This window comes from Pseudomonas sp. GW821-FHT09C10 (assembly GCF_059418085.1).
The window spans coordinates 303,734-328,132 of sequence record NZ_JBWKPE010000003.1 but is presented as its reverse complement, the minus strand read 5'-3'; the positions used below and the strand labels follow the sequence as shown (position 1 = coordinate 328,132).

At 60.2% G+C, this 24,399-nt stretch carries 22 protein-coding genes and 1 pseudogene; 16 read left to right on the top strand and 7 right to left on the bottom strand.

Going from position 1 to position 24,399, the window contains the following annotated elements:
* Nucleotides 1-8: 8 nt before the first annotated feature.
* Nucleotides 9-1,040: pseudogene (locus AC07OT_RS08550) on the bottom strand (HAMP domain-containing protein); the annotation flags it as partial.
* A 191-nt stretch (nucleotides 1,041-1,231) separates the two neighbouring features.
* Between AC07OT_RS08550 and AC07OT_RS08545 the strand changes: the two are divergent.
* On the top strand, nucleotides 1,232-2,710 hold the full coding sequence (locus tag AC07OT_RS08545; RefSeq protein ID WP_495107884.1) for a helicase HerA-like domain-containing protein: 1,479 nt from the start codon (nucleotides 1,232-1,234) through the stop codon (nucleotides 2,708-2,710).
* 4 nt (nucleotides 2,711-2,714) lie between these two features.
* Here AC07OT_RS08545 and AC07OT_RS08540 read toward each other — a convergent pair whose 3' ends face one another.
* Nucleotides 2,715-3,170: a DUF721 domain-containing protein gene (locus tag AC07OT_RS08540; RefSeq protein ID WP_027605525.1), complete on the bottom strand. Its 456-nt coding sequence runs from the start codon at nucleotides 3,168-3,170 to the stop codon at nucleotides 2,715-2,717.
* Nucleotides 3,171-3,464: 294 nt separating this feature from the next.
* Between AC07OT_RS08540 and secA the strand changes: the two genes are divergently transcribed.
* The 3 genes from secA (at nucleotide 3,465) to AC07OT_RS08525 (ending at nucleotide 8,504) form a co-directional block, all read left to right on the top strand.
* Nucleotides 3,465-6,200 (top strand): preprotein translocase subunit SecA, encoded by a 2,736-nt coding sequence (gene secA / locus AC07OT_RS08535; protein ID WP_065939173.1) that lies wholly within the window; start codon nucleotides 3,465-3,467, stop codon nucleotides 6,198-6,200.
* A gap of 123 nt (nucleotides 6,201-6,323) precedes the next feature.
* Complete coding sequence (gene argJ, locus AC07OT_RS08530) at nucleotides 6,324-7,541, top strand: bifunctional glutamate N-acetyltransferase/amino-acid acetyltransferase ArgJ (protein ID WP_027605527.1); 1,218 nt, start codon at nucleotides 6,324-6,326, stop codon at nucleotides 7,539-7,541.
* 18 nt (nucleotides 7,542-7,559) lie between these two features.
* A complete protein-coding gene (locus tag AC07OT_RS08525; RefSeq protein ID WP_495107883.1) occupies nucleotides 7,560-8,504 on the top strand; it encodes a Nudix family hydrolase in 945 nt (314 codons plus the stop codon).
* A 128-nt stretch (nucleotides 8,505-8,632) separates the two neighbouring features.
* Here the strand turns inward: AC07OT_RS08525 and AC07OT_RS08520 are convergent, their stop codons facing one another.
* From AC07OT_RS08520 to AC07OT_RS08510, 3 genes are read right to left on the bottom strand one after another with little or no spacing between them, the layout of a single operon-like run.
* Nucleotides 8,633-9,211 carry a cob(I)yrinic acid a,c-diamide adenosyltransferase gene (locus AC07OT_RS08520; RefSeq protein ID WP_027605529.1) on the bottom strand — a complete coding sequence of 193 codons (579 nt, stop codon included), beginning with the start codon at nucleotides 9,209-9,211 and terminating at the stop codon, nucleotides 8,633-8,635.
* Between the two features lie 2 nt (nucleotides 9,212-9,213).
* Entirely contained in the window at nucleotides 9,214-11,247 is a 2,034-nt protein-coding gene (locus AC07OT_RS08515) for a sensor histidine kinase (RefSeq protein WP_115487178.1), read from the bottom strand.
* A 46-nt stretch (nucleotides 11,248-11,293) separates the two neighbouring features.
* Complete coding sequence (locus AC07OT_RS08510; protein ID WP_495107882.1) at nucleotides 11,294-12,211, bottom strand: putative 2-dehydropantoate 2-reductase; 918 nt, start codon at nucleotides 12,209-12,211, stop codon at nucleotides 11,294-11,296.
* A 123-nt stretch (nucleotides 12,212-12,334) separates the two neighbouring features.
* Here AC07OT_RS08510 and AC07OT_RS08505 point away from each other — a divergent pair, with 123 nt between their 5' ends.
* Together AC07OT_RS08505 and AC07OT_RS08500 are read left to right on the top strand one after the other, a co-directional pair.
* Complete coding sequence (locus AC07OT_RS08505; RefSeq protein ID WP_003175814.1) at nucleotides 12,335-12,820, top strand: YajQ family cyclic di-GMP-binding protein; 486 nt, start codon at nucleotides 12,335-12,337, stop codon at nucleotides 12,818-12,820.
* 135 nt (nucleotides 12,821-12,955) lie between these two features.
* Complete coding sequence (locus AC07OT_RS08500) at nucleotides 12,956-13,798, top strand: mechanosensitive ion channel family protein (protein ID WP_027605532.1); 843 nt, start codon at nucleotides 12,956-12,958, stop codon at nucleotides 13,796-13,798.
* Nucleotides 13,799-13,989: 191 nt separating this feature from the next.
* On the opposite strand, the gene AC07OT_RS08495 is transcribed toward AC07OT_RS08500, so the two are convergent.
* A complete protein-coding gene (locus tag AC07OT_RS08495) occupies nucleotides 13,990-15,288 on the bottom strand; it encodes an OprD family porin (RefSeq protein ID WP_098478850.1) in 1,299 nt (432 codons plus the stop codon).
* Between the two features lie 744 nt (nucleotides 15,289-16,032).
* Between AC07OT_RS08495 and AC07OT_RS08490 the strand changes: the two genes are divergently transcribed.
* The gene (locus AC07OT_RS08490; protein ID WP_495107881.1) at nucleotides 16,033-16,458 is read left to right on the top strand and encodes an HIT domain-containing protein; all 426 of its coding nucleotides are present in this window, start codon (nucleotides 16,033-16,035) and stop codon (nucleotides 16,456-16,458) included.
* A gap of 3 nt (nucleotides 16,459-16,461) precedes the next feature.
* Nucleotides 16,462-16,668, top strand: coding sequence for a SlyX family protein (locus tag AC07OT_RS08485; protein ID WP_027605535.1), 207 nt, complete (start codon nucleotides 16,462-16,464; stop codon nucleotides 16,666-16,668).
* A 70-nt stretch (nucleotides 16,669-16,738) separates the two neighbouring features.
* Here AC07OT_RS08485 and AC07OT_RS08480 read toward each other — a convergent pair whose 3' ends face one another.
* The gene (locus tag AC07OT_RS08480) at nucleotides 16,739-17,341 is read right to left on the bottom strand and encodes a cold-shock protein (protein ID WP_005790922.1); all 603 of its coding nucleotides are present in this window, start codon (nucleotides 17,339-17,341) and stop codon (nucleotides 16,739-16,741) included.
* Between the two features lie 428 nt (nucleotides 17,342-17,769).
* Here AC07OT_RS08480 and AC07OT_RS08475 point away from each other — a divergent pair, with 428 nt between their 5' ends.
* From AC07OT_RS08475 to ruvB, 8 genes are all read left to right on the top strand, one after another.
* On the top strand, nucleotides 17,770-18,243 hold the full coding sequence (locus tag AC07OT_RS08475; protein ID WP_027605536.1) for a Dps family protein: 474 nt from the start codon (nucleotides 17,770-17,772) through the stop codon (nucleotides 18,241-18,243).
* 179 nt (nucleotides 18,244-18,422) lie between these two features.
* Nucleotides 18,423-18,764, top strand: coding sequence for a ribbon-helix-helix domain-containing protein (locus AC07OT_RS08470; protein WP_065939167.1), 342 nt, complete (start codon nucleotides 18,423-18,425; stop codon nucleotides 18,762-18,764).
* 179 nt (nucleotides 18,765-18,943) lie between these two features.
* The gene (locus tag AC07OT_RS08465) at nucleotides 18,944-19,165 is read left to right on the top strand and encodes an FmdB family zinc ribbon protein (RefSeq protein ID WP_010208103.1); all 222 of its coding nucleotides are present in this window, start codon (nucleotides 18,944-18,946) and stop codon (nucleotides 19,163-19,165) included.
* Between the two features lie 107 nt (nucleotides 19,166-19,272).
* Nucleotides 19,273-21,048 (top strand): aspartate--tRNA ligase, encoded by a 1,776-nt coding sequence (aspS, locus tag AC07OT_RS08460; protein ID WP_027605538.1) that lies wholly within the window; start codon nucleotides 19,273-19,275, stop codon nucleotides 21,046-21,048.
* Between the two features lie 135 nt (nucleotides 21,049-21,183).
* Nucleotides 21,184-21,930, top strand: coding sequence for a YebC/PmpR family DNA-binding transcriptional regulator (locus AC07OT_RS08455; RefSeq protein WP_027605539.1), 747 nt, complete (start codon nucleotides 21,184-21,186; stop codon nucleotides 21,928-21,930).
* A 157-nt stretch (nucleotides 21,931-22,087) separates the two neighbouring features.
* Nucleotides 22,088-22,612 (top strand): crossover junction endodeoxyribonuclease RuvC, encoded by a 525-nt coding sequence (ruvC, locus tag AC07OT_RS08450; protein ID WP_027605540.1) that lies wholly within the window; start codon nucleotides 22,088-22,090, stop codon nucleotides 22,610-22,612.
* A 67-nt stretch (nucleotides 22,613-22,679) separates the two neighbouring features.
* The gene (gene ruvA / locus AC07OT_RS08445) at nucleotides 22,680-23,291 is read left to right on the top strand and encodes a Holliday junction branch migration protein RuvA (protein ID WP_003175802.1); all 612 of its coding nucleotides are present in this window, start codon (nucleotides 22,680-22,682) and stop codon (nucleotides 23,289-23,291) included.
* Complete coding sequence (gene ruvB, locus AC07OT_RS08440) at nucleotides 23,292-24,350, top strand: Holliday junction branch migration DNA helicase RuvB (RefSeq protein WP_003193867.1); 1,059 nt, start codon at nucleotides 23,292-23,294, stop codon at nucleotides 24,348-24,350.
* Nucleotides 24,351-24,399 lie beyond the last annotated feature (49 nt).

The window sequence follows — 24,399 nt, the reverse complement described above, 5'->3', positions numbered from 1 at the left end:
ATGCGCTCTACGAAGCTGTTAAACGCGTTACCCAGGGTGCCGAACTCATCGTGATTCTGGATGGCCAGGCGGCGAGTCAGGTCACCCTCGCCGTCGGCGATGTCCTGCATCGCGCGAGTCATCACGTGCAGCGGCTGCAGCAGCACGCGTATCAGCATGCCGAGCAGGGCGATGATAATCACCACGGCAATCACGGTGGCGATTACGGCGGAGGTGCGGAATTTGCTGAGCATTGCGTAGGCTTCGTCCTTGTCCACCGATACCCCGAGGTACCAGTTCACCGAGGGCAGCCCCTTGATCCGTGTGAAAGTAACGATGTTGTCCTTGCCGTTGGCTTCGACTTCGCTGAAGTCGCCGCTGATGGTGGGCGTGTGTTTTGGGTAGACATCGGAGAGGGACTTCATCACCAGGCTTTTGTCCGGGTGTACCAGCACCTTGCCGTCGGCACTGACCAGGAACGCATAGCCCATGCCACCGAAGTTCAGTGCACCGATGTTGTCCACCAGGGTCTGCAGGCTCAGGTCGCCGCCGACCACGCCGATGCTCTGGCTGCCCTTGGCGCTGGGGGTGGCGATGGAGATGATCAACTGCCCGGTGGCTGCGTCGATGTAGGGCTCGGTCAGGGTCGAACCGTTGCTGCTCTGGGCGCCTTTGTACCAGGGGCGAACGCGTGGATCGAAGCCGTCCGGCATCTTGGTGTCGGGACGGATGGTGAAGGCGCCCTGACTGTCACCCACGTAGGTGGCCATGAACGATGACGTCAGGGTTTTCTGCTCCAGCAGGCTGGCAACCGCAGCGGGTTCAGGGTTGATGGCGATGTTCTGTGCGGCGTTTTCCACCAGTGCGATACGTCCGGTCAGCCAGGTCTGGATACTGCTGGCGGTGACGTCGCCCATCTCGTGCAGGTAGCTATTGAGGTCTTCGCGTATCGCGTTACGTTGCAAATAGTCGTTATAAAGCGTGAACAGCGTAAATGCCGCGATGACGATAAGGGAGGCTGCAAGCAGGATTTTATGGCTGAAGCGCAGATTTTTATTCATAGCTTGAAGGGTCCGCTAAGGTCTTAATATCCGAAGCGCGTCCTTGTGGAACACGCGGAAGGGTAGCGTCAAAAAAAGTTTGATATTTCCGTTGGTCCCTGTAGGAACTATCTGAGCGTTTTTTAGACTTTGTGGGTCTCACATCTGTCTTATCGACCTGGCGACACTAAAGATTAACCATGGGTGACGAAATGCCTGATTCCACGCAACTCCTTATCGGTGCCGGTCTTGACGGCCAGCCTATTGCCCAGGCCATGCGCCTGGCCAACCGTCACGGTTTGATCGCCGGCGCCACGGGCACAGGCAAGACGGTCACGTTGCAACGTCTGGCCGAAGCGTTCAGTGATGCGGGCGTCGCAGTATTTGCCGCGGATATCAAAGGTGACCTCTGTGGCCTGGGTGCCGCCGCCAACCCTCAGGGCAAAGTCGCAGAGCGCATCGCCGGCATGCCGTTCCTTAATTACACGGCCAAGGCGTATCCGGTCACGCTGTGGGACATCCACGGGCAGTCCGGTCATCCATTGCGCACCACCATCAGCGAAATGGGGCCGTTGTTGCTCGGCAGCTTGCTGGAACTCACGGACAGCCAGCAGTCGGCCCTTTATGCAGCGTTCAAGGTGGCGGATCGCGAAGGCCTGTTGCTGCTGGATCTCAAGGACCTCAAGGCCCTGCTCAACCACCTGCGTTATCACCCGGAGTTGCTCGGCGAGGATGCGGCGCTGATGACCACCGGCTCCAGCCAGGCGCTGTTGCGGCGTCTGGCAGTATTGGAGCAGCAGGGCGCCGAGGCGTTGTTTGGCGAGCCGGCCCTGCAGCTTGAAGACATCTTGCAGCCCACCCGCGAGGGACGCGGGCGTATCCATCTGCTGGACGCCAGCCGCCTGGTGCATGAAGCCCCGAAAGTGTACGCGACCTTCCTGTTGTGGCTGTTGGCGGAATTGTTCGAGCAACTGCCCGAGCGCGGCGATGCCGAAAAACCGTTGCTCGCGCTGTTTTTCGACGAGGCGCATTTGTTGTTTGCCGACACGCCCAAGGCTTTGCAGGAGCGCTTGGAACAAGTGGTGCGGCTGATCCGTTCCAAGGGCGTGGGGGTGTATTTCGTCACCCAATCGCCGGGCGACCTGCCGGACTCCGTGCTGGCGCAACTGGGTTTGCGCATCCAGCATGGCCTGCGGGCGTTCACCACGAAAGAACAGAAATCCTTGCGGGCGGTCGCAGACGGGTTCCGGCCGAACCCGGCGTTTGATGCGTTATCGGTGTTGACCGAGCTGGGCACGGGTGAGGCATTGGTGGGCACCTTGCAGGAAAAAGGTACGCCGGAAGTCGTCCAACGCGTACTGGTCGCGCCGCCGCAATCGCGAATCGGGCCGCTCAGCGTCGCTGAACGCGCCGCATTGGTGGCCAGTTCGCCCTTGCAGGGGCGCTATGACAAGCCGATTGATCGCGAGTCGGCCTATGAAGTATTGATGGCGCGCAAGGCGCTTGGATCGACCGAAGAGGCCGGGCAGGCCGACGAGGAGCCCAGCTTCACCGACAAGGCCGGGGCGTTTCTGGGAACCACCGCAGGCAAGGCGCTGAAATCCGCGATGCAGCAGGCCGCCAATCAGATGGGGCGCCAACTGGTGCGTGGTTTGCTGGGGTCTTTGCTGGGCGGCAGCAAGCGCAAGTAGCGGTTCAGGGTTTGGGCTTGCCATGGGCGGCCAGCCGCTCAAGTGCCGCGCGCAGGCCCGGATCGCTGATGCCGTCGGCCGTGGCCTGAATCGTCTCGGCCGCCGTCTCCGATAAGTCCATCGTGTGGCCCGCCGCGCCTTGCTGCACGGTCGGCGGCTGCACCTTGAACTGGATGCGCGTCAAGCTGGCGAACTCATCGAACGCCATCAATTGACGCTGCAGGCGTTTTTGCTGATAGCGCAAGCGGGTCGCCCAGTGGCCATCTGTGACAATCAGCAGCAGGTTGCCTTCACGCCAGGACGCCACGTGGCAGTGCTCACGGGCGGCCGGTTGAAGTTGGCTTTCGAGCAGGCGTTGCAAATGGCCCAAGCGTTGCGCATGGCCAAAGATGGCTTTCAACGGCTTGGCTTCGCGAAGCAACACGCTGGGCGCGCGGGCTGTAAGAGGGCGAAATGCCATGATTGGACACCTTAAGTAACAGAGCGGCCATCTTAGCAGAAAGCGTCTACGCGGCCCCGGGCAATGCATTGCCGGGGCTTTATCCACAAAATCAATGAGCTCCACGGGTTGAAGTTCGCGCAAAAGCCCTTATTTTAAACAAGCCCTCTCACAGCCCCATGCCAGCATCGGGAAACAACGCCACTTTCCTCACCCACGATTCCGGGTAGAATGCGCGTTCGCATGCGGCCGTGAGGGCTGCTCGGGCCACTCACGGTGCGCCCTCCATCCCTATGTGTGGAAGAACCTGCCGATATGTTTGCGCCTTTGTTAAAGAAACTTTTTGGAAGCAAGAATGAGCGCGAAGTCAAACGCATGCTCAAGACGGTGCAGCTGGTCAATGCCTTCGAAGAGCAGATGGTTGCCCTTTCGGACGAGCAATTGCGCGCCAAGACCGAAGAGTTCAAGGCCCGCATAGCCAAAGGTGAAACCCTCGACAAGCTGCTTCCCGAAGCCTTTGCGGTTGCCCGTGAAGCCGGTAAGCGTGTCATGGGCATGCGCCACTTCGACGTCCAGTTGATCGGCGGCATGACCTTGCATGAAGGCATGATTGCCGAAATGCGTACCGGTGAAGGCAAGACCCTGGTAGCAACCCTGGGTGTTTACCTCAACGCACTGTCCGGCAAGGGCGTGCACGTGGTGACGGTGAACGACTACCTCGCTCGCCGGGACGCCAACTGGATGCGCCCGCTGTATGAATTCCTCGGCCTGACCGTCGGCGTGGTAACGCCGTTCCAGCCGCCGGAAGAGAAGCGCGCCGCCTACGCCGCCGACATCACCTACGGTACCAACAACGAATTCGGTTTCGACTACCTGCGCGACAACATGGCGTTCAGCATGGAAGAAAAATTCCAGCGCGAACTCAACTTTGCCGTGATCGACGAAGTCGACTCCATCCTCATCGACGAAGCCCGTACCCCGCTGATCATCTCCGGCCAGGCCGAAGACAGCTCGCGCCTGTACACCGAGATCAACAAGTTGATCCCGCGCCTTGAGCAGCACATCGAGGAAGTGGAAGGCGTGGTGACCAAAGAAGGTCACTTCACCATCGACGAGAAGACCCGCCAGGTCGAACTCAACGAAGCCGGTCACCAGTTCGTCGAAGACATGCTGACCCAGATCGGCCTGCTGGCCGAAGGCGAGAGCCTGTACTCGGCCCACAACCTGGGCCTGCTGACCCACGTGTATGCCGGCCTGCGTGCCCACAAGCTGTTCCATCGCAACGTCGAATACATCGTGCAGGATGGCCAGGTTGTACTGGTCGACGAACACACCGGCCGTACCATGCCGGGCCGTCGTCTGTCCGAAGGCCTGCACCAGGCCATCGAAGCCAAGGAAATGCTCAACATCCAGGCCGAAAGCCAGACGTTGGCGTCCACTACCTTCCAGAACTACTTCCGCCTGTACAACAAGCTGTCCGGCATGACCGGTACCGCCGACACCGAAGCGTTCGAATTCCACCAGATCTACGGCCTGTCGGTGGTGGTCATCCCGCCGAACAAGCCGCTGGCCCGTAAAGACTTCAACGACCTGGTGTTCCTGACCGCCGAAGAGAAATACGCGGCGATCATCAACGACATCAAGGACGGTATGGCCCAGGGGCGTCCGATCCTGGTAGGTACCGCCACCATCGAGACTTCCGAGCACGTGTCCAACCTGCTCAACAAGGAAGGCATCGAGCACAAGGTCCTCAACGCCAAGTTCCACGAAAAAGAAGCCGAGATCATCGCCCAGGCCGGTCGCCCAGGCGCGCTGACCATCGCCACCAACATGGCCGGTCGTGGTACCGACATCCTGCTGGGCGGCAACTGGGAAGTGGAAGTGGCTTCGCTGGACGATCCGACCCCTGAGCAGATCGCCCAGATCAAGGCAGACTGGCAGAAACGCCACCAGGCCGTGCTGGAATCCGGTGGCTTGCAGGTGATCGCCTCCGAGCGCCACGAATCCCGTCGTATCGACAACCAGCTGCGCGGTCGTGCCGGCCGCCAGGGTGACGCCGGTTCCAGCCGTTTCTACCTGTCCCTGGAAGACAGCCTGATGCGTATCTTCGCCTCGGATCGGGTGAAGAACTTTATGAAGGCCCTGGGCATGCAGTCCGGTGAAGCGATCGAGCACCGCATGGTGACCAACGCCATCGAGAAGGCCCAGCGCAAGGTAGAAGGCCGTAACTTCGACATTCGTAAGCAACTGCTCGAGTTCGATGACGTCAACAACGAACAGCGTAAAGTGATCTATCACATGCGTAACACGTTGCTGGCCGCCGACAACATTGGCGAAACCATCGCCGACTTCCGTCAGGATGTGCTCAACGCCACTGTCAGCGCACATATCCCGCCACAATCGCTGCCTGAACAGTGGGATGTCGCCGGTCTGGAAGCTGCGTTGAAGAGCGACTTCGGTGTCGACTTGCCGGTCCAGCAATGGCTCGACGAAGACGACCACCTGTACGAAGAAACCCTGCGCGAGAAGCTCATGACCGAGCTGCTGGCCGCGTACAACGAGAAAGAAGAGCAGGCGAGTGCCGAAGCACTGCGCACCTTCGAGAAGCAAATCGTACTGCGCGTGCTGGACGACCTGTGGAAAGACCACCTGTCGACCATGGACCACCTGCGTCACGGCATCCACCTGCGTGGCTATGCCCAGAAGAACCCGAAGCAGGAGTACAAGCGCGAGTCGTTCACGCTGTTCTCCGAGTTGCTGGATTCGATCAAGCGCGATTCGATTCGCGTGCTGTCCCACGTTCAGGTGCGTCGCGAAGACCCGATCGAGGAAGAGGCGCGCCTGCGCCAGGAGGCCGAGGCACTGGCTGCGCGCATGCAGTTCCAGCACGACGAGGCACCGGGTCTGGAAGCGCCTGAAGTTCTGGGTGAAGAGGTCGATGTAGTCCTGGCCCAGACCCCGGTTCGCAACGAGCAGAAGCTGGGCCGCAACGAACTGTGCTGGTGCGGTTCGGGCAAGAAGTACAAACACTGCCACGGCGAAATCAACTAAGATTTTTGCCTGACGCTGCTACACCCCGCGCCGCGACCGGCCCCTGCCGTCGCGGCGTTTTGCCATTAATTTCACCGTCGATCACGACGGCACAGACATCACCTATTTTTAAGGAGCGCATTCATGGCTGTTGGTCTTGGTCCTTTGCCCACATTGCACCCGGTTGCCGGTTTTGAGCTCGGTATCGCTTCGGCCGGCATCAAGCGCCCAGGGCGCAAGGATGTGGTGGTGATGCGCTGTGCCGAAGGCTCGACCGTTGCGGGCGTGTTCACCCTCAACGCCTTCTGCGCCGCGCCGGTGATCCTGGCCAAGCAGCGTGTTGCCGGCTCGATTCGTTACCTGCTGACCAACACCGGCAATGCCAACGCCGGTACCGGTGAGCCTGGGCTGGTCGCCGCCGCACGTACCTGCGCCAAGCTGGCCCAACTGGCCGGCGTGGACGCCAGCCAAGTGCTGCCATACTCCACCGGCGTCATCGGTGAGCCGCTGCCGGTCGAAAAAATCGAAGGCGCCCTGCAAGCCGCGCTGGACGACCTGTCTGTGGATAACTGGGCGGCAGCCGCCACCGGCATCATGACCACCGACACCCTGCCAAAAGGCGCGAGCCGCCAGTTCGTGCACGACGGTGTGACGGTTACCGTGACTGGCATCAGCAAGGGCGCGGGCATGATTCGCCCGAACATGGCCACCATGCTTGGCTATATCGCCACCGACGCCAAGGTTTCCCGCGATGTGCTGCACAGCCTGATCCTGGACGGCGCCAACAAGTCGTTCAACCGCATCACCATTGATGGCGACACGTCCACCAATGACTGCTGCATGCTGATCGCCACCGGCCAGGCCAACCTGCCGGAAATCACCGAAGCCAGCGGCCCGCTGTTCGCGGCGCTGAAGCAGGCGGTGTTCGAGGTGTGCATGGACGTGGCCCAGGCCATCGTGCGTGACGGTGAAGGCGCGACCAAGTTCGTGACCGTTGAAGTCAACGGCGGCGGCAACCATCAGGAATGCCTGGATGTCGGCTATACCGTGGCCCACTCGCCGCTGATCAAGACCGCGCTGTTCGCCTCCGACCCGAACTGGGGTCGCATTCTGGCCGCCGTCGGCCGTGCCGGCGTGCCGGACCTGGACGTGAGCAAGATCGACGTGTTCCTGGGCGACGTATGCATCGCCAGCCGTGGCGCCCGTGCCGAGACCTACACCGAAGCCCAGGGTTCGGCGGTGATGCAGCAGGAAGAAATCACTATCCGCATCGAACTCGGTCGCGGTGAGTGCAGCGAAACCATCTGGACCACCGACCTGTCCCACGAGTACGTGAAGATCAATGCGGAATACCGCACCTGATAGAAGAGGATAAGCGCGGTGAAACGAGTGCATGTAGCAGCAGCGGTGATCCGCGGTGTCGACGGCAGGATCCTGCTGGCGCGCCGTGCCGATACCCAGCATCAGGGCGGCCTGTGGGAGTTTCCCGGTGGCAAGGTGGAGGCCGATGAGTCGGTCGCCACGGCCCTGTCCCGTGAGTTGCAGGAAGAGCTGGGTATTCAGGTCTCCACGGCGCGACCGCTGATCAAGGTGCAGCATGACTACCCGGACAAGCAGGTGTTGCTGGATGTCTGGGAAGTCTCGGCCTTTACCGGCGAGCCCCACGGTGCCGAGGGACAACCGCTGGAATGGGTGACCCCGCGCGATCTGCCCCACTATGAGTTCCCGGCGGCCAACGCGCCGATCGTGGCGGCTGCGCGCTTGCCGGCCGATTACCTGATCACGCCGGGCGAGCTGGAAACGCCCACGCTCTTGCGCGGGATCCAGAAAGCTATCGCCGGTGGCATCAAGCTGATCCAGCTGCGGGCGCCCAACGGTTATGACCCCAAATACCGCGATCTTGCGGTAGATGCGGTGGGCCTGTGCGCCGGTAAGGCGCAGTTGATGCTCAAGGGTCCGTTTGAATGGCTCGGGGACTTCCCGGCGGCCGGCTGGCATATGACCTCGGCCCAACTGCGCAAATATGCGAGCAAGGGCCGGCCGTTGCCGAAGGACCGCTGGTTGGCGGCGTCATGCCATAACGCGGAAGAACTGGCGTTGGCGGAGTTGATGGACGTGGATTTTGTCACGCTGTCGCCGGTGCAGCCGACCCAGACCCATCCCGATGCGCAGCCGTTGGGCTGGGAACAGGCGGCAGAGTTGATCCGTGGGTTCAGCAAACCGGTGTTTCTGTTGGGTGGGGTAGGGCCTGCTGAGCGGGAACAGGCTTGGGAAGCCGGCGCTCAAGGTGTCGCAGGGATTCGAGCGTTCTGGCCTGAGGTTTGATGCTGTTCTGAAGGGCCCTATCGGGAGCAAGCCCCCTCCCACATTCGACCGGGTTCCAACTTTGGAGTGTGATCAAAATGTGGGAGGGGGCTTGCCCCCGATGAGGCCCTGTCAATCAGCAAAAAATATCAATGTGGCTTCGCGGCGGCCTGCCACAAAACCTCAGCCACCCCCTGGCGCCTGGCGATCACCCTTGCCGCCACAAACAGCAAATCCGACAGCCGATTGATATACGCCAACCCCACCCCTTCCAACGGCTCGACAGCATTCAAATGCTGACAGCGCCGCTCGGCACTGCGCGCCAGGCTGCGGCACACATGGGCCTGGGCAATCAGCGCTGAACCACCGGGCAAGATGAAATTCTCCAGGGGCCCGAGCTCTTCGTTCCAGCGATCGATCGCCGCTTCCAGTCGATCCACTTCCGCCGCGTTCAATGCCTTGTACTCCGGCATGGCCAACTCCCCACCCAGATCGAACAATCGATGCTGGCAAGGCGTAAGCACCTCGATCACGTCCTGTAAGCCTGGATGCTGCCCGCCGAGGGCTTCGAGATACGCCAGCAGTAACCCCAACTGGCTATTGAGCGTATCGACCTCGCCGATGGCCTCCACCCGGGGATGGTCCTTGGGCACGCGGCGGCCGTCGCCGAGGCCGGTTTCGCCTTTATCGCCGGTGCGGGTGTAAATCTTCGACAGGCGAAAGCCCATGGTCAGTGCTCCAGTTGGGTGAGTTCGTAAGGTGGCAGTTGGCCCGCCAGGGGCAGGCGCAAGGTGAAGCAGGTGCCTTGGCCGAGGGTGGAATGCACCTCCATCTGGCCCTTGTGGTTGTTGGTGATGATGAAATACGACACCGACAGCCCAAGCCCGGTGCCCTGGCCGATTTCCTTGGTGGTAAAGAACGGCTCGAAGGTGCGTTTGCGCACGTTTTCGCTCATGCCGATGCCGTTGTCTTCCACCTGGATTTCCGCCCACGGCGGGTTAAGGCGCGTGCGCAGGATGATGCGCCCCGGTTCGCTGTCGTCCTCGCGCAGGTGAATGGCCTGGGCGGCGTTTTTCAGCAGGTTGAGCAGCACCTGTTCCAGTTCGTTGGCCGTGCCGGGCACGGGGCCCAGTTGCGGGTCGAACTGGCGGATGATCGCCTGGCCCTTGAAGTCGAAGCCAATGGCCAGGTCAAAGTCATTACCGGCGATTTCTACCGCCTGGTCGATCAGCGCCGGCAGGTCGCAAGGCGCCATCTGCCGGTTGCTGCGGCGGCTGAAGCTGAGCATGTGGGTGACGATTTTCGCCGCCCGTGCCCCCGCCTGCTGGATACCGTCGAGCAGTTGCGGCACTTCGCGGCTTTGCAGGTAGCGGTTGACAGTGTCCAGCTCAACCCCCACCTGTTCGGCGTGTTCCAGGTTCTTGGGCAAGTCGGGGGACAGGCGCCGGCGAATGTTCTGCACGTTATGCAGGATCGCCCCCAGCGGGTTGTTGATCTCGTGGGCCATGCCGGCGGCAAGTCCGCCGACGGAGAGCATTTTTTCCGACTGCACCATCATCTCTTCCAGGGACAGGCGCTGGGTGATGTCGTCGATACGGATCACCACGCCGCGCCCGGCACCGCCCATCAGCGGGTAGAAGGTCAGGGCGTAATGCTTGGGTTCGTCGTCCTTGATCCAGGTGACGCGCTCGATGCGTTCCACCGTGTGCTGCTCCACCGTGGCCTTGATCTGCGGCAGGTACGGCTTGAGCGGCTGGAAGGCGAGGTAGATCGGTTGATTCAGCGCTTCATCCAGGCGTGTGCCGGACAGAGCCGTGGCTTCCTGATTCCATTGGGTGACGTAGAGCTGTTCGTCCAGGGCGATCAGTGCCGAAGGCATCGAGTCGATGATGCTGTTCAGGTAGTTCTGGAAACCGGTGAGCTTTTTCTCGATCTTGCTGCGCACCTGGACTTCCAGCTCCAGCTTGCGGTTGGTGTGGCGCGTCTCTTCGGCCAGGCCTTGTGCCTGGTCGTAGGCCGCCTGGGAATCGTCCCGCGCGCGCTTGAGCTGCTGCTCCCGGGCTTCGATGCGCGACAGCATGGTGTTGAAGGCTTCGGCCAGGCTGCCGATTTCGTCGTGGTTGCCTGGGCCGGCGCGCAGGGCGTAGTTCTCTTCGCGGGTGACCTGGCGTGACAGCTCTTCGAGTTCATGGATCGGCCGGGTGATCAGGCGTTTGATCTGCCGGGCGATGATCAACCACAGCAGCACACTGAAAATCAGGATGCCCAGGCTCGCCGTCAATGTGCCGGTATAGAAGGCCACCGGCAGCTCACTGCTGGCCACCAGCAACAGGTGGCCGGACGGTTGGCCGGGACGGGGCAGGGTGATGACCTGGTTACTGCGAAATTCGGTCACTCGCCAGGCTTCGATATGCCGGTAGGTGTCCGGCAGGTGCAGGCGATCGCCGTGTTGCATCTGCGCCAGGCGGTTGCCTTCGCCGTCGTACAAGGCGGCGGCGCGCAGGGGCGAATAGCTGGTCAGTTCATTGAGCAGCGCATCGGCCTTGGCTGGGGACTCAAGGGCTTCGGCGGCGAGGGCCGGGTTGGACACCAGCCGGCCGATGGCCTGCAAGGCCTGGGGCGCCATGCTTTCCTGGGAGATCCAGTAGGCGGCGCTGATAAAGGTCAGGTTGGCCACCAGCAGGACGGTGGTCAGCAGCACCAGCAGGGCGGCCAGCAGTTTCTGCCCGACCGGTAGGTTTTCTAGACGCTGGCGCAGCGGCATCAGGGTTTTCCCAGGTGATAGACAGGCGGGCAGGGTAGCGCGTGGCTCAGTCGCGGGGCAATCCGCGTGCAAGTAACTGCTCGACCAGGCGCACTTGCAGTTGTTGAACATGGGGCAGGCTCAATTGGTGACGGGCGGCCGCCTGGCAAGCATAGCCCAACAAGTAGCTGATTTCGGTGCGGCGGGCGTTGGCTACGTCCTGGTACATGGAGGAATAATTGGCGGCCGTGGCCTGGATGACCCGTTCCACTTCCTGGTGCAGATCCCGCGCGGCGGCGGGTTGGCCGCAGCATTCCAGCAGTTCGGCAAGTTCGGCACACAGGGTCGCGACTTCACATTGATGGTTCTGCAGTTCGCCGTTGCGGCACTGGTAAAGCACCGTCAGCGGGTTGATCGCGCAATTGAGCGCCAGTTTGCGCCACAGACGCGTCAGGATGTCGGCACTCCATTCGTGGGGGATGCTCGCAGCGTGCAGGTCATCCAGCCACAGCGGCGGAGTAGGGTGGCTCGCATCTCCCAGCCAGGTGTAGCCATGGCCGGCGAACACCACGCGCCAGTCACCGTCGCGAAACGCGCCTTCGGTGCTGGAGGCAAAAATGCAGCGCGCCTGGGGCAGTTGCGCGGCCACCGCGTCCTGGCTGCCAAGGCCGTTCTGCAGCAGGATCAGCTCGGCGTCCGGTGCCAGGCGGTGTTGCAGTTGTGCGACAGCGCCCTGGGCGTCGTAGGCCTTGCACGCTACCAGCAGGCGATGAATCGGCTCGGGGCTGTCGGGCGTTTCGGCGAACACCGGGTAGGTGTGGGCGACGCCGTGTTCCACCAGGGTCAAGCCGGGTGAAGCCCGGTAGCTGGACAGGCGCCTGGCATCGCGCAGGATCAACCTGACGGGCAAGCCGGCACGAGCCAGGCGGGTGGCCCACAGTGTGCCCAGGCTGCCCGCGCCGAGAATATGCCAGGTGGTCGACATCAGTTTTTGCTCCGTAGGGTCGCTCACAGTGAACGGGACGAAAGAACCGCTATAATGCCCCGGCATTTTAGCTCGGGCGCGCTCCATCTCTACTGAGCCCGCCCCTTATATTGGAGAAATCACATGCCTTCGTTCGACGTGGTATCTGAACTGGACAAACACGAAGTCACCAACGCCGTCGAGAACGCCGTCAAGGAGCTGGACCGCCGCTATGACTTGAAAGGCAAGGGCAGCTTCGAATTCAAGGAAAAGGAACTGACCGTCAACCTGACCGCTGAAGCCGATTTCCAGCTGGAAGCGATGATCGAGATCCTCAAGTTGTCGCTGGTCAAGCGCAAGATCGACGCGCAGTGCCTTGAAATCAAGGACGCCTACGCCTCCGGCAAGCTGATGAAGCAGGAAGCCGTACTCAAGGAAGGTATCGACAAGGAGCTGGCGAAGAAGATCGTTGCCCATATCAAGGATGCCAAGCTGAAAGTCCAGGCTGCCATCCAGGGGGAGCAGGTTCGTGTCACCGGCAAGAAGCGCGATGACCTGCAGGAGGCCATTGCCGCCCTGCGCGCCAAGACCTTCGACATGCCGCTGCAGTTCAATAACTTCCGCGACTGATGGCACATTGGGGAACCTGTGGACGTTTTCGGCGTCCCACGCCCCAGAGCCAGCGCCCGCTCTTGAGCCCTACGGGGCTCATTTGCGTTTTCAGGCAGTCAATAAGCCGCACATCCGCCATACAGGAGAAGCTACATGGATTTAAACGCTGAAATGGATCACTTGATCAAGACGTCGCAGTCATGGATCCCGATGATCATGGAATACGGTAGCCGGGTGTTGCTGGCGGTGATCACCCTGGCCATTGGCTGGTGGCTGATCAACGTATTGACCCATCGCGTGGGCCGCCTGCTGGCCATGCGTAACGCGGACCTGGCGCTGCAGCACTTCATCACCAGCCTGGCGAACATTGCGCTGAAAGTCATGCTGATTGTCAGTGTGGCCTCGATGATCGGCGTGGCGACCACCTCGTTCGTCGCCGCCATCGGTGCCGCTACCCTGGCCATCGGCCTGGCGTTGCAAGGCAGCCTGGCCAACTTTGCCGGTGGCGTGCTGATCCTGTTGTTCCGCCCGTTCCGCATTGGTGACTGGATCGAAGCCCAGGGCACCTCCGGGACCGTCGATAGCATCCAAATCTTCCACACCGTGCTGCGTACCGGTGACAACAAGACCGTCATCGTGCCCAACGGCATCCTGTCCAACGGCATCATCACCAACACCAACCGTCAGCCGACCCGCAAGGTGGTGTTTGACGTGGGTGTGGACTACGAGGCGGATCTGCAAAAGGCCCGTGAAGTACTGCTGGACCTGGCAAAAGATCCGCGCGTACTGACGGATCCTGCTGCGGTGGCCGTGGTGTCGACCTTGGGCGATAGCTCGATCACGGTTTCCCTGCGCTGCTGGACCAATACCCCGGATTATTGGGATGTGGTGTTCATGTTGAATGAACTGGCGCGTGATCGTTTAAAGGCAGCGGGGATTGATATTCCATTTCCGCAGCGCGTTATTCGAGTGATGCAGGAAGCAGCTCCGAAGTAAGTGAAAGAAGCGCGTTTAACTTGGCCGAAAGGTCAGGTTAAACGTGTCACCTGAATCTCGTTAGTTAGCTTGCTAGTTATTTATTCGCTGAAATAAAACTGCAATAAAAAAAGCCGCTCCCTTGTAAACAGGGGAGCGGCTTTTTTGTTTAAGGCCGGGGCCTTAAGTCATCGTTGTAATTGAACCGGCAATTACAAGATGTTCAGCGGGTATTGCGCGATCAGACGCAGTTCGTCGATGGACGAAGAACCGTAGTAGACGCCGTCAGACGAGCGATAGGTCGCTTGACGAATACGCAGGCTCAGGTCTTTGGCAGGGCCGCTCTGGATCACGTATTTACCTTCGATGTCGCGTTCCCACTCTTTGCCGTTCGACGTCGTGGCGGTGTTGGCGCCGCTACCGGTCACGTAACGAGTCATGAAGCTCAGGCCAGGAATGCCGAAGGTTGCCATGTTGATGTCGTAACGAGCCTGGTAGGACTTCTCGCCTTCGGCGTTGAAGTCGGAACGGGCAACGGAGTTGGCCAGGAACACTGTGCCGCCGCCGTCTACACCGTAACCGTAGTCGCCGTCGCCGGTAACCTTCTGAGCTGCCAGAGTAAAGGTGTGAGCGCCGATGGTGTAGGCACCTTGCAGGCTGAATGCACGGTTGTCGAGCTTGGTACGCTGATCAAATGGCAGCGCGCTGTCTTTTGAGGCGCGTTGCAGGCCTTCGCCTTCGCTCTTGGTGTCGTAGATGTTGAAGTCCAAGGCGAACGACTGGTCGTCACTAAGTGCGTGGGTCCAGTTCAGGTTGCTGTAGTACTTGCGGAAGTAATCTTCGGTTTTCGCGTAGTACAGGCTGCCGGTGAACTCTGGGGTAAACGAGTAGACGCCGCCGACAAAGTCGGTCTTCGTCAGGCCCAGGCTGTCATGGTAGGTCTGGTTCTGCGCGACGCTGGAAGTGAAGTGACCGCCTTCCAGTTTCAGGCCCTTGATCTCGTTGCTGGTGATCGAGATACCCTGTGGCAGCTCTGGCAGCAGACGGCTGTCATCGGAAGCGAACACTGGAGCTGTCGTGTACTGGTCACCGATTTTCAGCACGGTATCGGAGATACGGAACTTAACGGCGCCACCGCCTTTGGAGTAATCGTCTTGTGAGCGACCATCGGAGCCGGTCGGGAACAGGCCGGTACCCGCACGACCCTTACCGCTGTCGAGCTTCACGCCCAACAGGCCGATTACGTCAACACCGACACCGATGGTGCCTTGGGTGAAGCCCGATTGGTACAGGGCGTTGAAGCCCAGGCCGGACTCTTCAGCGCGGCTTTGTGAGGTCGGGCCCGACGGGTTGTTACGGAAGTCGCGGCTGAAGTACAGAGCGCGAGTGTTAATGCTGAACGTACTGTCTTCAACAAAGCCCTTGGAATCGTCCTGGGCGGACGCCATTGCGAACTGCGAGGTGCCTGCTGAAACAGCCAGGGCGATCATGCTCCACTTCATCACGCGCATCGTGATTTGCTCCTTTGGTTTTAGGAAGAGTACTGCCGTCCCACCTGTATTTTTATCTGGGCGGCTCTTTCTTTTTTGTGTCGGCGCAAAGTTATATCACGCAGACTCTATTGACGATACTTACCCATCTTTCCTTTCAGCTTCTTTACGAGGCTGTCGTAAATTGCTAGTTCCATGTCGCAAATTCACAGTCCGAATGTAACGGGACTGACAACTTCAATGCTGTTTTCAAACGTCTTTCAGCGTTTGTCGTCTTCCTTGGTATGCATTGAAACGCCACTGTTTTTTATCGCGAAACACTCACTTCCCTGCAGGTGCCGTTGTCGACGATAGGGGGGTGAATGCAACAAGCGCGCCCAAACCGGTAACTGAATGTCATTTTTTCGTGAAAAACGTTACGACGGGGTAAAAACCGCATAAGCACGGGCTTTTTACGCCGTTTGGTTTGGGCTTGACGCCCGTGTGTTACCGCTGTTCGGGGGTGCAAAAAAACCTTGCCCGAGAAAAACGTTACCGGTCCACCCCCATGAGTGGGTAGTTGGCGGATCTCTTTGAGGCACAAGTGGGTCATTTTGGTGCATCCCGGTGAGGCCCGAGTTAGCGTAGCTCAATTATTCGCCTGCATCGAAAGGGTGCGTTTTTTTCTCCGGATGCGCCGGGCCTCTCCCGCATTCGCCGTGAAGCCGCCTGCATTCAAAGGTATGCTGGGCGCCAGAACTTGACCTGCCAAACGGAGTGCCCGTGGTGTTCGCCTTAGACCAACGCCTGCAACAAGACACACTGGTGATCGGGGACTTCCCGTTGTGCCGCCTGCTGCTGTCCAATGACTCGAATTACCCGTGGTTCATCCTGGTGCCACGCATCAACGGTATCAGTGAAGTGTTTCAGCTGGATGTCGCAGATCAACAGATTCTCTGGAAGGAAACTACGCTGCTGGCGCAGTTACTCAACGAAGGCCTGGACGCCGACAAGATGAATATCGGTGCGCTGGGCAATGTCGTCAGCCAGTTGCACGTGCATGTGATCGTACGCAAGCGTGATGACGCCGCGTGGCCTGCGCCGGTGTGGGGCAAGCATCCGGCCCAGCCGTACACTGAAGAGCAAGTGGCGGCCATTCGTGTGCGCCTGCGCGCGTTGCTGCCTGCCGACTTTATCTTTACCCAGGGTTGAACCATGGACTTGCAAGACCGCGTTACCGATCTGGAGAGCCGCCTGGCTTTTCAGGACGACACCATCGAGACCCTCAATGACATCCTGGTCGCCCAGCAGCGCGCGGTTGAACGCCTGCAGCTGCAGATGACCGCGCTGCTCAAGCGCCAGGAAGAAATGGGCGGCCAGTTCGAGACGTCCGAAGAAGAGGCGCCGCCACCGCACTATTAATCCGAGGGCAATAAAAAAACCGCGACCCAGCCAGGCTGGATCGCGGTTTTTTTTGCTGCGAAGGCTGGAATCAGCGACGCGGCAGGGCTGCGATCACGTCTTCGGCTTGCAGGCCTTTGTCGCGATTCATCACGGAGAACTCCACGCGCTGGCCTTCAACCAGGACGCGATGGCCTTCGCCACGGATAGCCCGGAAGTGGACGAAGATGTCGTCGCCCGAATCGCGGGAAATAAAGCCGAAGCCTTTAGAGGTGTTGAACCACTTGACGGTACCGGTATCCCGATTGGTCATGTCGTAGTTTTGCGACGCGGCCGCCGGGGACGAACGGTAGAAGCTGATGGCCAGGTGAAGAACGATAGCGACCACAGCAATCACCAGGCTGAGCAGGATGGCCGGATGGCCGCCCACTTCAGGCATAGGTGCCAGGAGGGTGAGGGTTTGTACGACAACGGTCAGTACCAGCAGCGCGCTGACCAGGTTTTGCAGTTGATGACGTGTGCCTTTGTTCCAGTAAGGGATTACGGGAGCGAGCGTCAGGTTAAGAAGGCCGAACAAGGCCAGGTACAGAGCGTCGTGTTGTTGCAGGTAGGGCAGGCTTTCAGGCTGCAGGCTCGGGATAAAGGACAGCAGCAACGCTGCAACGCCCGTTAGCAGGTGGACGATTTTCAACATTTTGATTAACTCACGTTAAGACGGATCACAAGGAAGAGCTGACTGGCACGGTTCGCTTCTGAACAATGGGAGGCGTTGGGCACGTGCGCGGGTATCAGCCTATGCCGCTTGCCGTGGAAATTAACGACGGCGACACGCTGCCTATTTAACAGCAAAGGCCGTGCCTACTCAAATCGAGCATTTTCCGCGGTTGAAAGGGGCGTGGCATTTCTGCGTGAAACGCTTGTCCTAGACATGTGCAGGTGTTTCTGGCGGCCTTAAAAGAAATTTCCGATGTGCCCAAAGGCTTGTACTGCACGGGCTGACAGGTCGTGCAGGGGCGATTTGCCGCATGTCGCCCGAGGGTGTCGGGCTGCGTCTCTGCGCCGCTCTTGCTAGAGTGGTCGTGCACCTGATCAATGAATGCTTGTCAATTGAAGGGGATAAACATGGCAATCGATATCGGTATCAGTGAAGAAGATCGTAAATCCATCGTCGATGGGCTTTCACGACTGCTCTCCGATACCTATGTACTGTACCTGAAGACCCACAACTTCCATTGGAACGTCACGGGCCCCATGTTCCGTACGCTGCACCTGATGTTCGAAGAGCAGTACAACGAACTGGCGCTGGCGGTGGACGCCATAGCCGAGCGTATCCGTGCCCTGGGTTTCCCGGCACCAGGCGCCTATTCGATCTACGCCCGTCTTTCCTCCATCAAGGAAGAAGAGGGTGTTCCAAGCGCAGAAGAGATGATCAAGCAACTGGTGGCGGGCCAGGAGGCGGTCACGCGTACCGCACGCGGTATTTTCCCGTTGCTCGACAAGGTCAGCGATGAGCCGACCGCGGACCTGCTGACCCAGCGCATGCAGGTTCACGAGAAAACCGCGTGGATGCTGCGCTCCCTGCTCGAAAACCAGTAAACGTCACCCACAGTGGCGCCGTTGTGGCGCCACTTGCTTGTTTCCACGCATTTCCTGGCGTTGTCCTACGCCTATCAACGCCCCGTCTTCTGGCTGCCTGCTTCGTCCTGCTGTCTTATAGGGCCATTGTCCAATGGGAGAGCCCATGGGCTGTTGTTTGGCAATGGAGTGTCAGGTGTATGTCACGTGGAGTGGATGTGGGAGTGATGGAAACCGGTGGTTTCCACAAGATAAGCGTCGACCCCTTCGCCAAGGGGTTCGATATGGGGCTGGCCAAGCCATTGTCCCGATCGGTAAGGCTCAATGGGTTTTCCACTTGTCTTCGGCTTGAGCAGATCTATTGGAATATCCTCACGGAAATAGCCAGGATCAATGCCTGCTCTGTCAGCGCATTGCTGTCCTATGTCGATCGGGAAGTGCACCTCCGGTACGGAGGAGTGAAGAACTTCAGTGGGTTGGTCAGGGTGGTGTGTGTGGTTCATCTGTTAAAAGGTCGTGCCGTCTCAGCCAACCTAGAGTAATCGGCACGTCCCGGGGCAGGTCCGCCGTGGAGGTGGACCAGGCTCCGGGCAGAAAGCCGGCTGCGCTGCCTTGATTTACCAGATATAATCCCGCGCTTTGCTGCTGCCGGGGCTTTCTCCCTCTGCTCTCTATCAGGAGCGGGCGCGGCACAGTAACGATCGACCGCCGAGACATCGCCATGCCCATGTACGACTATCAATGTGCTTCCTGTGGACATCAGTTGGAAGCCATCCAGAAGATCAGCGCAGCGCCGCTGGTCGATTGCCCGGCCTGCCAGGCGCCCGAGCTCAAGAAGATGTTGTCCATGCCGGGCTTCCGCCTGAGCGGCAGCGGCTGGTACGAGACCGATTTCAAGACCGGTTCGAAGAAGAACCTGGCGGGCGGCGACAAAGCAGACTGAGTTGAACTCCATGCGCAGGCTCCTGCATTATCCGTCCCCTGCTTTAATGTACGGTGACGAGGCAGGCCTCCACCGAATTTCGAATTACGAGAAGTGAAACCACTACCATGATGCGCAGCCACTATTGCGGCCAACTGAACGAGACCCTGGATGGTCAGGAAATCACCCTTTGCGGATGGGTTCACCGTCGCCGCGACCACGGCGGGGTGATCTTCCTCGATATCCGTGATCGTGATGGCCTGGCCCAGGTGGTATTCGATCCGGACCGCGCCGAGAGCTTCGCCGCCGCTGACCGTGTGCGCAGCGAGTACGTCGTGAAGATCACCGGCAAGGTTCGCCTGCGTCCGGCCGGTGCCGTGAACGCGAACATGGCGTCCGGTGCGATCGAAGTGCTGGGCTACGAGCTGGAAGTACTGAACGAGTCGGAAACCCCGCCGTTCCCGTTGAACGAATACTCCGACGTCGGCGAAGAAACCCGTCTGCGCTACCGTTTCCTGGACCTGCGTCGTCCGGAAATGGCCGAGAAGCTGCGCCTGCGTTCGCGCATGACCACCAGCATCCGCCGCTTCCTTGACGAGAACGGCTTCCTTGACGTCGAAACGCCTATCCTGACCCGGGCCACCCCGGAAGGCGCGCGTGACTACCTGGTGCCTAGCCGTACCCACGCCGGCAGTTTCTTCGCCTTGCCGCAGTCGCCGCAGCTGTTCAAGCAACTGCTGATGGTGGCCGGCTTCGACCGTTACTACCAGATCGCCAAGTGCTTCCGCGACGAAGACCTGCGCGCCGACCGCCAGCCGGAATTCACCCAGATCGACATCGAGACCAGCTTCCTCGATGAGAAAGAGATCATGGGCATCACCGAGCAGATGATCCGCAACCTGTTCAAGGAAGTGCTGGACCTGGAGTTCGGTGAATTCCCGCACATGACCTTCGAAGAGGCCATGCGCCGCTACGGTTCGGACAAGCCAGACCTGCGTAACCCGCTGGAACTGGTGGACGTGGCCGACCAGCTCACCGAAGTCGATTTCAAGGTGTTCAGCGGCCCGGCCAACGACCCGAAATGCCGCATCGCCGCCCTGCGCGTGCCTGGCGGCGCGAGCATGCCGCGCAAGCAGATCGACGACTACACCAAGTTCGTCGGCATCTACGGTGCCAAGGGCCTGGCGTACATCAAGGTCAACGAGCGCGCCAAGGGTGTTGAAGGCCTGCAGTCGCCAATCGTGAAGAACATCCCGGAAGCCAACCTCAATGTGATCCTGGATCGCGTGGGCGCGGTCGACGGCGACATCGTGTTCTTCGGCGCCGACAAAGCCAAGATCGTCAGCGAAGCCCTGGGCGCGCTGCGGATCAAGCTGGGCCACGACCTGGACCTGCTGACCTGCAAGTGGGCACCGATGTGGGTCGTCGACTTCCCGATGTTCGAAGAGAACGACGACGGCAGCTTCAGCGCCTTGCACCACCCGTTCACCGCGCCGAAGTGCTCGCCCGAAGAGCTGGAAGCCAACCCGGCAGGCGCGCTGTCCCGTGCGTATGACATGGTGTTGAACGGTACTGAGCTGGGTGGCGGTTCGATCCGTATCCACCGCAAAGAGATGCAGCAAGCGGTCTTCCGCCTGCTGGGCATCAACGAAGCGGAACAGGAAGAGAAGTTCGGCTTCCTGCTCGACGCCCTGAAATACGGTGCGCCGCCCCACGGTGGCCTGGCTTTCGGCCTCGACCGCCTGGTGATGCTGATGACCGGTGCCCAGTCGATCCGTGAAGTGATCGCCTTCCCGAAAACCCAGAGTGCTGCGGACGTCATGACCCAGGCTCCGGGTGTGGTGGATGCCAAGGCATTGCGCGAGCTGCATATTCGCCTGCGCGAGACGCCGAAGGCTGAGTAAGGCTGCTGCGTGAAAGCGCACTGAGGTTTACGCAGTCTAAAAAGGCGCATCTTCGGATGCGCCTTTGCGTTACAAGGGGTGTATCCCACCCGGGGTGGGGTTGATAAGGTTTCTAGAGAATTTCGGAGTTGTGTTATGGCTGGCCATTCCAAGTGGGCGAACATCAAGCACCGCAAAGAGCGTCAGGATGCCAAGAAAGGCAAGATTTTTACCAAGTGGATCCGTGAGCTGACGGTCGCTGCTCGCCAGGGCGGTGGTGACCCGGGCTCCAACCCGCGTCTGCGCCTGGCCCTGGACAAGGCCCTCGGCGCGAACATGAGTCGCGACATTATCGACCGTGCCGTGGCCCGTGGGGCCGGGGCTGCCGACACCGACGACATGGTCGAGTTGACCTACGAAGGCTACGGCCCGGGTGGCGTGGCGGTGATGGTCGAATGCATGACCGATAACCGCAACCGTACTGCAGCCGCCGTGCGTCATGCGTTCAGCAAGTGTGGCGGCAACCTGGGGACTGACGGTTCGGTGGCCTACCTGTTCGAACGCAAGGGGCAGATTTCCTTCGCGCCGGGTGTGGATGAAGATGCACTGATGGAAGCGGCGATGGAGGCGGATGCCGACGACGTGGTGACCAATGAAGATGGCTCCATCGACGTGTTTACCTCGTTCGCCGGCTTCTACGCCGTGCGTAACGCCCTGGAAGCGGCCGGTTTCAAAGGCTCCGACGCCGAGATCGTGATGCTGCCGACCACCAGTGCCGAGCTGGACTTGGACGGTGCGCAGAAAGTGCTGAAGATGCTCGATATGCTCGAAGACCTGGATGATGTGCAAAACGTGTATTCCAACGCCGACATCCCGGAATCCGTGGCCGAACAGCTAGGCTGAAGAGTGACGTAGATCTAAATGTGGGAGGGGGCTTGCTCCCGATGGCGGTGTATCAGTCAGCCTATGTCTAACTGGACGATCGCCATCGGGAGCAAGCCCCCTCCCACATTAGAACTACGGTGTATCAAAAAATGTGTTTATCCGACCTGCAGGCGTTATGACTTTAATCCTAGGTATCGACCCCGGTTCGCGCATCACCGGTTTTGGTGTGGTGCAACACACCCCGCGCGGCTGCGTCTACGTCGCTTCGGGCTGTATTCGTACCGGCGCAGGCGAGTTGGCTGAGCGCCTGCAGATCGTCTATCGCGGCGTGCGTGAAGTGATCCAGACCTACGGACCGGTGACCATGGGCATCGAAAAGGTGTTCATGGCAAAAAACGCAGATTCGGCGTTGAAGCTCGGCCAGGCCCGTGGCGCCGCCATCGTCGCCGGCGCCGAGGAGGGCATGGAGATCGCCGAGTACACCGCGACCCAGGTCAAGCAGTCCGTGGTCGGCACCGGCGCGGCCAATAAAGAGCAGGTGCAGATGATGGTCATGCACATGCTCAAGCTCACCTCAAAGCCGCAGATCGATGCCTCCGACGCCCTGGCCATTGCCATTTGCCATGCGCACACGCGCTCCAGCCTGTTGCCTCACGGCTTGGGCACGGCACGCAGTCGTGGCGGGCGCCTGCGTCTCTGATAGCATCAGCGCAATCGTTATTTCCGGTCAGGCCTCGCTCTGACCCCAAGCTTTAAGGATCTGAACCGTGATTGGACGCTTGCGCGGCACTCTGGCTGAGAAACAGCCGCCGCACCTGATTCTGGATGTAAACGGGCTGGGGTATGAGCTGGAAGTGCCCATGACCACCCTGTATCGCCTGCCGTCGGTCGGTGAGCCCATAACGCTGCATACCCATCTGGTGGTGCGCGAAGATGCGCAACTACTCTATGGTTTCATTGGCAAGCGTGACCGCGACTTCTTCCGCGAGTTGATTCGCCTCAATGGCGTGGGGCCTAAATTGGCCCTGGCGTTGATGTCGAGCCTGGAAGTGGATGAGCTGGTACGTGCCGTGTCGGCCCAGGATACCTCGGCGCTGACCAAGGTACCGGGCGTGGGCAAGAAAACCGCCGAGCGCCTGCTGGTAGAACTCAAGGACCGCTTCAAGGCCTGGGAGGTGGTGCCGAGCATGTTCGCCCTGGTGCCGAACCAGCCGGACATGCCGGCGGGCCAGGTCGCGAGTGCTGAAAGCGATGCCGTCAGTGCGCTGATCTCCCTGGGCTACAAACCCCAGGAGGCCAGCAAGGCCGTCTCGGCCATCAAGGACAAGAACCTGAGCAGCGAAGACATGATCCGCCGAGCCCTGAAGGGAATGATTTAAGTGATTGAAGCTGATCGTCTGATCGCGGCCACCGGCCCGCGCGACCGTGAAGAAGTCCAGGACCGCGCCATCCGTCCCCTGAGCCTGGCCGAATACATCGGCCAGCCCACCGTGCGCGAGCAGATGGAGTTGTTCATCCAGGCCGCGCGCGGGCGCAGTGAGTCCCTTGACCACACCCTGATCTTCGGCCCTCCAGGGTTGGGTAAAACCACCCTGGCCAACATCATTGCCCAGGAAATGGGCGTGTCGATCAAGTCCACCTCCGGCCCGGTGCTGGAGCGGCCAGGTGATTTGGCGGCCTTGCTCACCAACCTCGAACCGCACGATGTGCTGTTTATCGACGAAATCCACCGGCTCTCGCCAATCGTCGAAGAAGTCCTGTACCCGGCGATGGAAGACTTCCAGCTCGACATCATGATCGGCGAAGGCCCGGCGGCGCGCTCGATCAAGCTCGACCTGCCACCGTTCACGCTGGTGGGCGCGACGACCCGTGCGGGCATGCTGACCAACCCGCTGCGAGACCGTTTCGGCATTGTTCAACGTCTTGAGTTCTACAGCACCGCCGATCTGGCGACCATCGTCAGCCGTTCGGCCAGTATTCTCGGCTTGCCCCTGGACCCGGAGGGCGCGTTCGAAATTGCCCGTAGGGCCCGGGGCACGCCACGGATTGCCAACCGCCTGCTGCGTCGCGTGCGTGACTTTGCCGAAGTCCGGGCCAAGGGGCACATCACCAAGGCCGTGGCGGACCTGGCCCTGAACCTGCTGGATGTGGACGAGCACGGCTTCGATCATCAGGATCGACGTCTACTCTTGACCATGATCGAGAAGTTCGATGGCGGTCCGGTAGGTGTCGACAGCCTGGCGGCGGCCATCAGTGAAGAGCGCCATACCATCGAGGATGTGCTGGAGCCGTACCTGATCCAGCAGGGCTATATCATGCGCACGCCAAGGGGGCGAGTGGTGACGCGCCATGCCTATCTGCACTTCGGGCTAAACATTCCGTCACGATTGGGTGAGATGCCTGTGGTAGACGAATTCCTTGATGCAGTGGACGATTAAAAGCTTCACGCCAGTCGATTTATTCGATGTTTGTGCTGTCCTAGTGGCT

Coding starts and splice junctions, on each gene's coding strand:
- AC07OT_RS08545 (WP_495107884.1), top strand. CDS start 1,232: ATGCCTGATTCCACGCAACTCCTTATCGGTGCCGGTCTTGACGGCCAG.
- AC07OT_RS08540 (WP_027605525.1), bottom strand. CDS start 3,170: ATGGCATTTCGCCCTCTTACAGCCCGCGCGCCCAGCGTGTTGCTTCGC.
- secA (WP_065939173.1), top strand. CDS start 3,465: ATGTTTGCGCCTTTGTTAAAGAAACTTTTTGGAAGCAAGAATGAGCGC.
- argJ (WP_027605527.1), top strand. CDS start 6,324: ATGGCTGTTGGTCTTGGTCCTTTGCCCACATTGCACCCGGTTGCCGGT.
- AC07OT_RS08520 (WP_027605529.1), bottom strand. CDS start 9,211: ATGGGCTTTCGCCTGTCGAAGATTTACACCCGCACCGGCGATAAAGGC.
- AC07OT_RS08515 (WP_115487178.1), bottom strand. CDS start 11,247: ATGCCGCTGCGCCAGCGTCTAGAAAACCTACCGGTCGGGCAGAAACTG.
- AC07OT_RS08510 (WP_495107882.1), bottom strand. CDS start 12,211: ATGTCGACCACCTGGCATATTCTCGGCGCGGGCAGCCTGGGCACACTG.
- AC07OT_RS08505 (WP_003175814.1), top strand. CDS start 12,335: ATGCCTTCGTTCGACGTGGTATCTGAACTGGACAAACACGAAGTCACC.
- AC07OT_RS08500 (WP_027605532.1), top strand. CDS start 12,956: ATGGATTTAAACGCTGAAATGGATCACTTGATCAAGACGTCGCAGTCA.
- AC07OT_RS08495 (WP_098478850.1), bottom strand. CDS start 15,288: ATGCGCGTGATGAAGTGGAGCATGATCGCCCTGGCTGTTTCAGCAGGC.
- AC07OT_RS08485 (WP_027605535.1), top strand. CDS start 16,462: ATGGACTTGCAAGACCGCGTTACCGATCTGGAGAGCCGCCTGGCTTTT.
- AC07OT_RS08480 (WP_005790922.1), bottom strand. CDS start 17,341: ATGTTGAAAATCGTCCACCTGCTAACGGGCGTTGCAGCGTTGCTGCTG.
- AC07OT_RS08475 (WP_027605536.1), top strand. CDS start 17,770: ATGGCAATCGATATCGGTATCAGTGAAGAAGATCGTAAATCCATCGTC.
- AC07OT_RS08470 (WP_065939167.1), top strand. CDS start 18,423: ATGTCACGTGGAGTGGATGTGGGAGTGATGGAAACCGGTGGTTTCCAC.
- AC07OT_RS08465 (WP_010208103.1), top strand. CDS start 18,944: ATGCCCATGTACGACTATCAATGTGCTTCCTGTGGACATCAGTTGGAA.
- aspS (WP_027605538.1), top strand. CDS start 19,273: ATGATGCGCAGCCACTATTGCGGCCAACTGAACGAGACCCTGGATGGT.
- AC07OT_RS08455 (WP_027605539.1), top strand. CDS start 21,184: ATGGCTGGCCATTCCAAGTGGGCGAACATCAAGCACCGCAAAGAGCGT.
- ruvC (WP_027605540.1), top strand. CDS start 22,088: ATGACTTTAATCCTAGGTATCGACCCCGGTTCGCGCATCACCGGTTTT.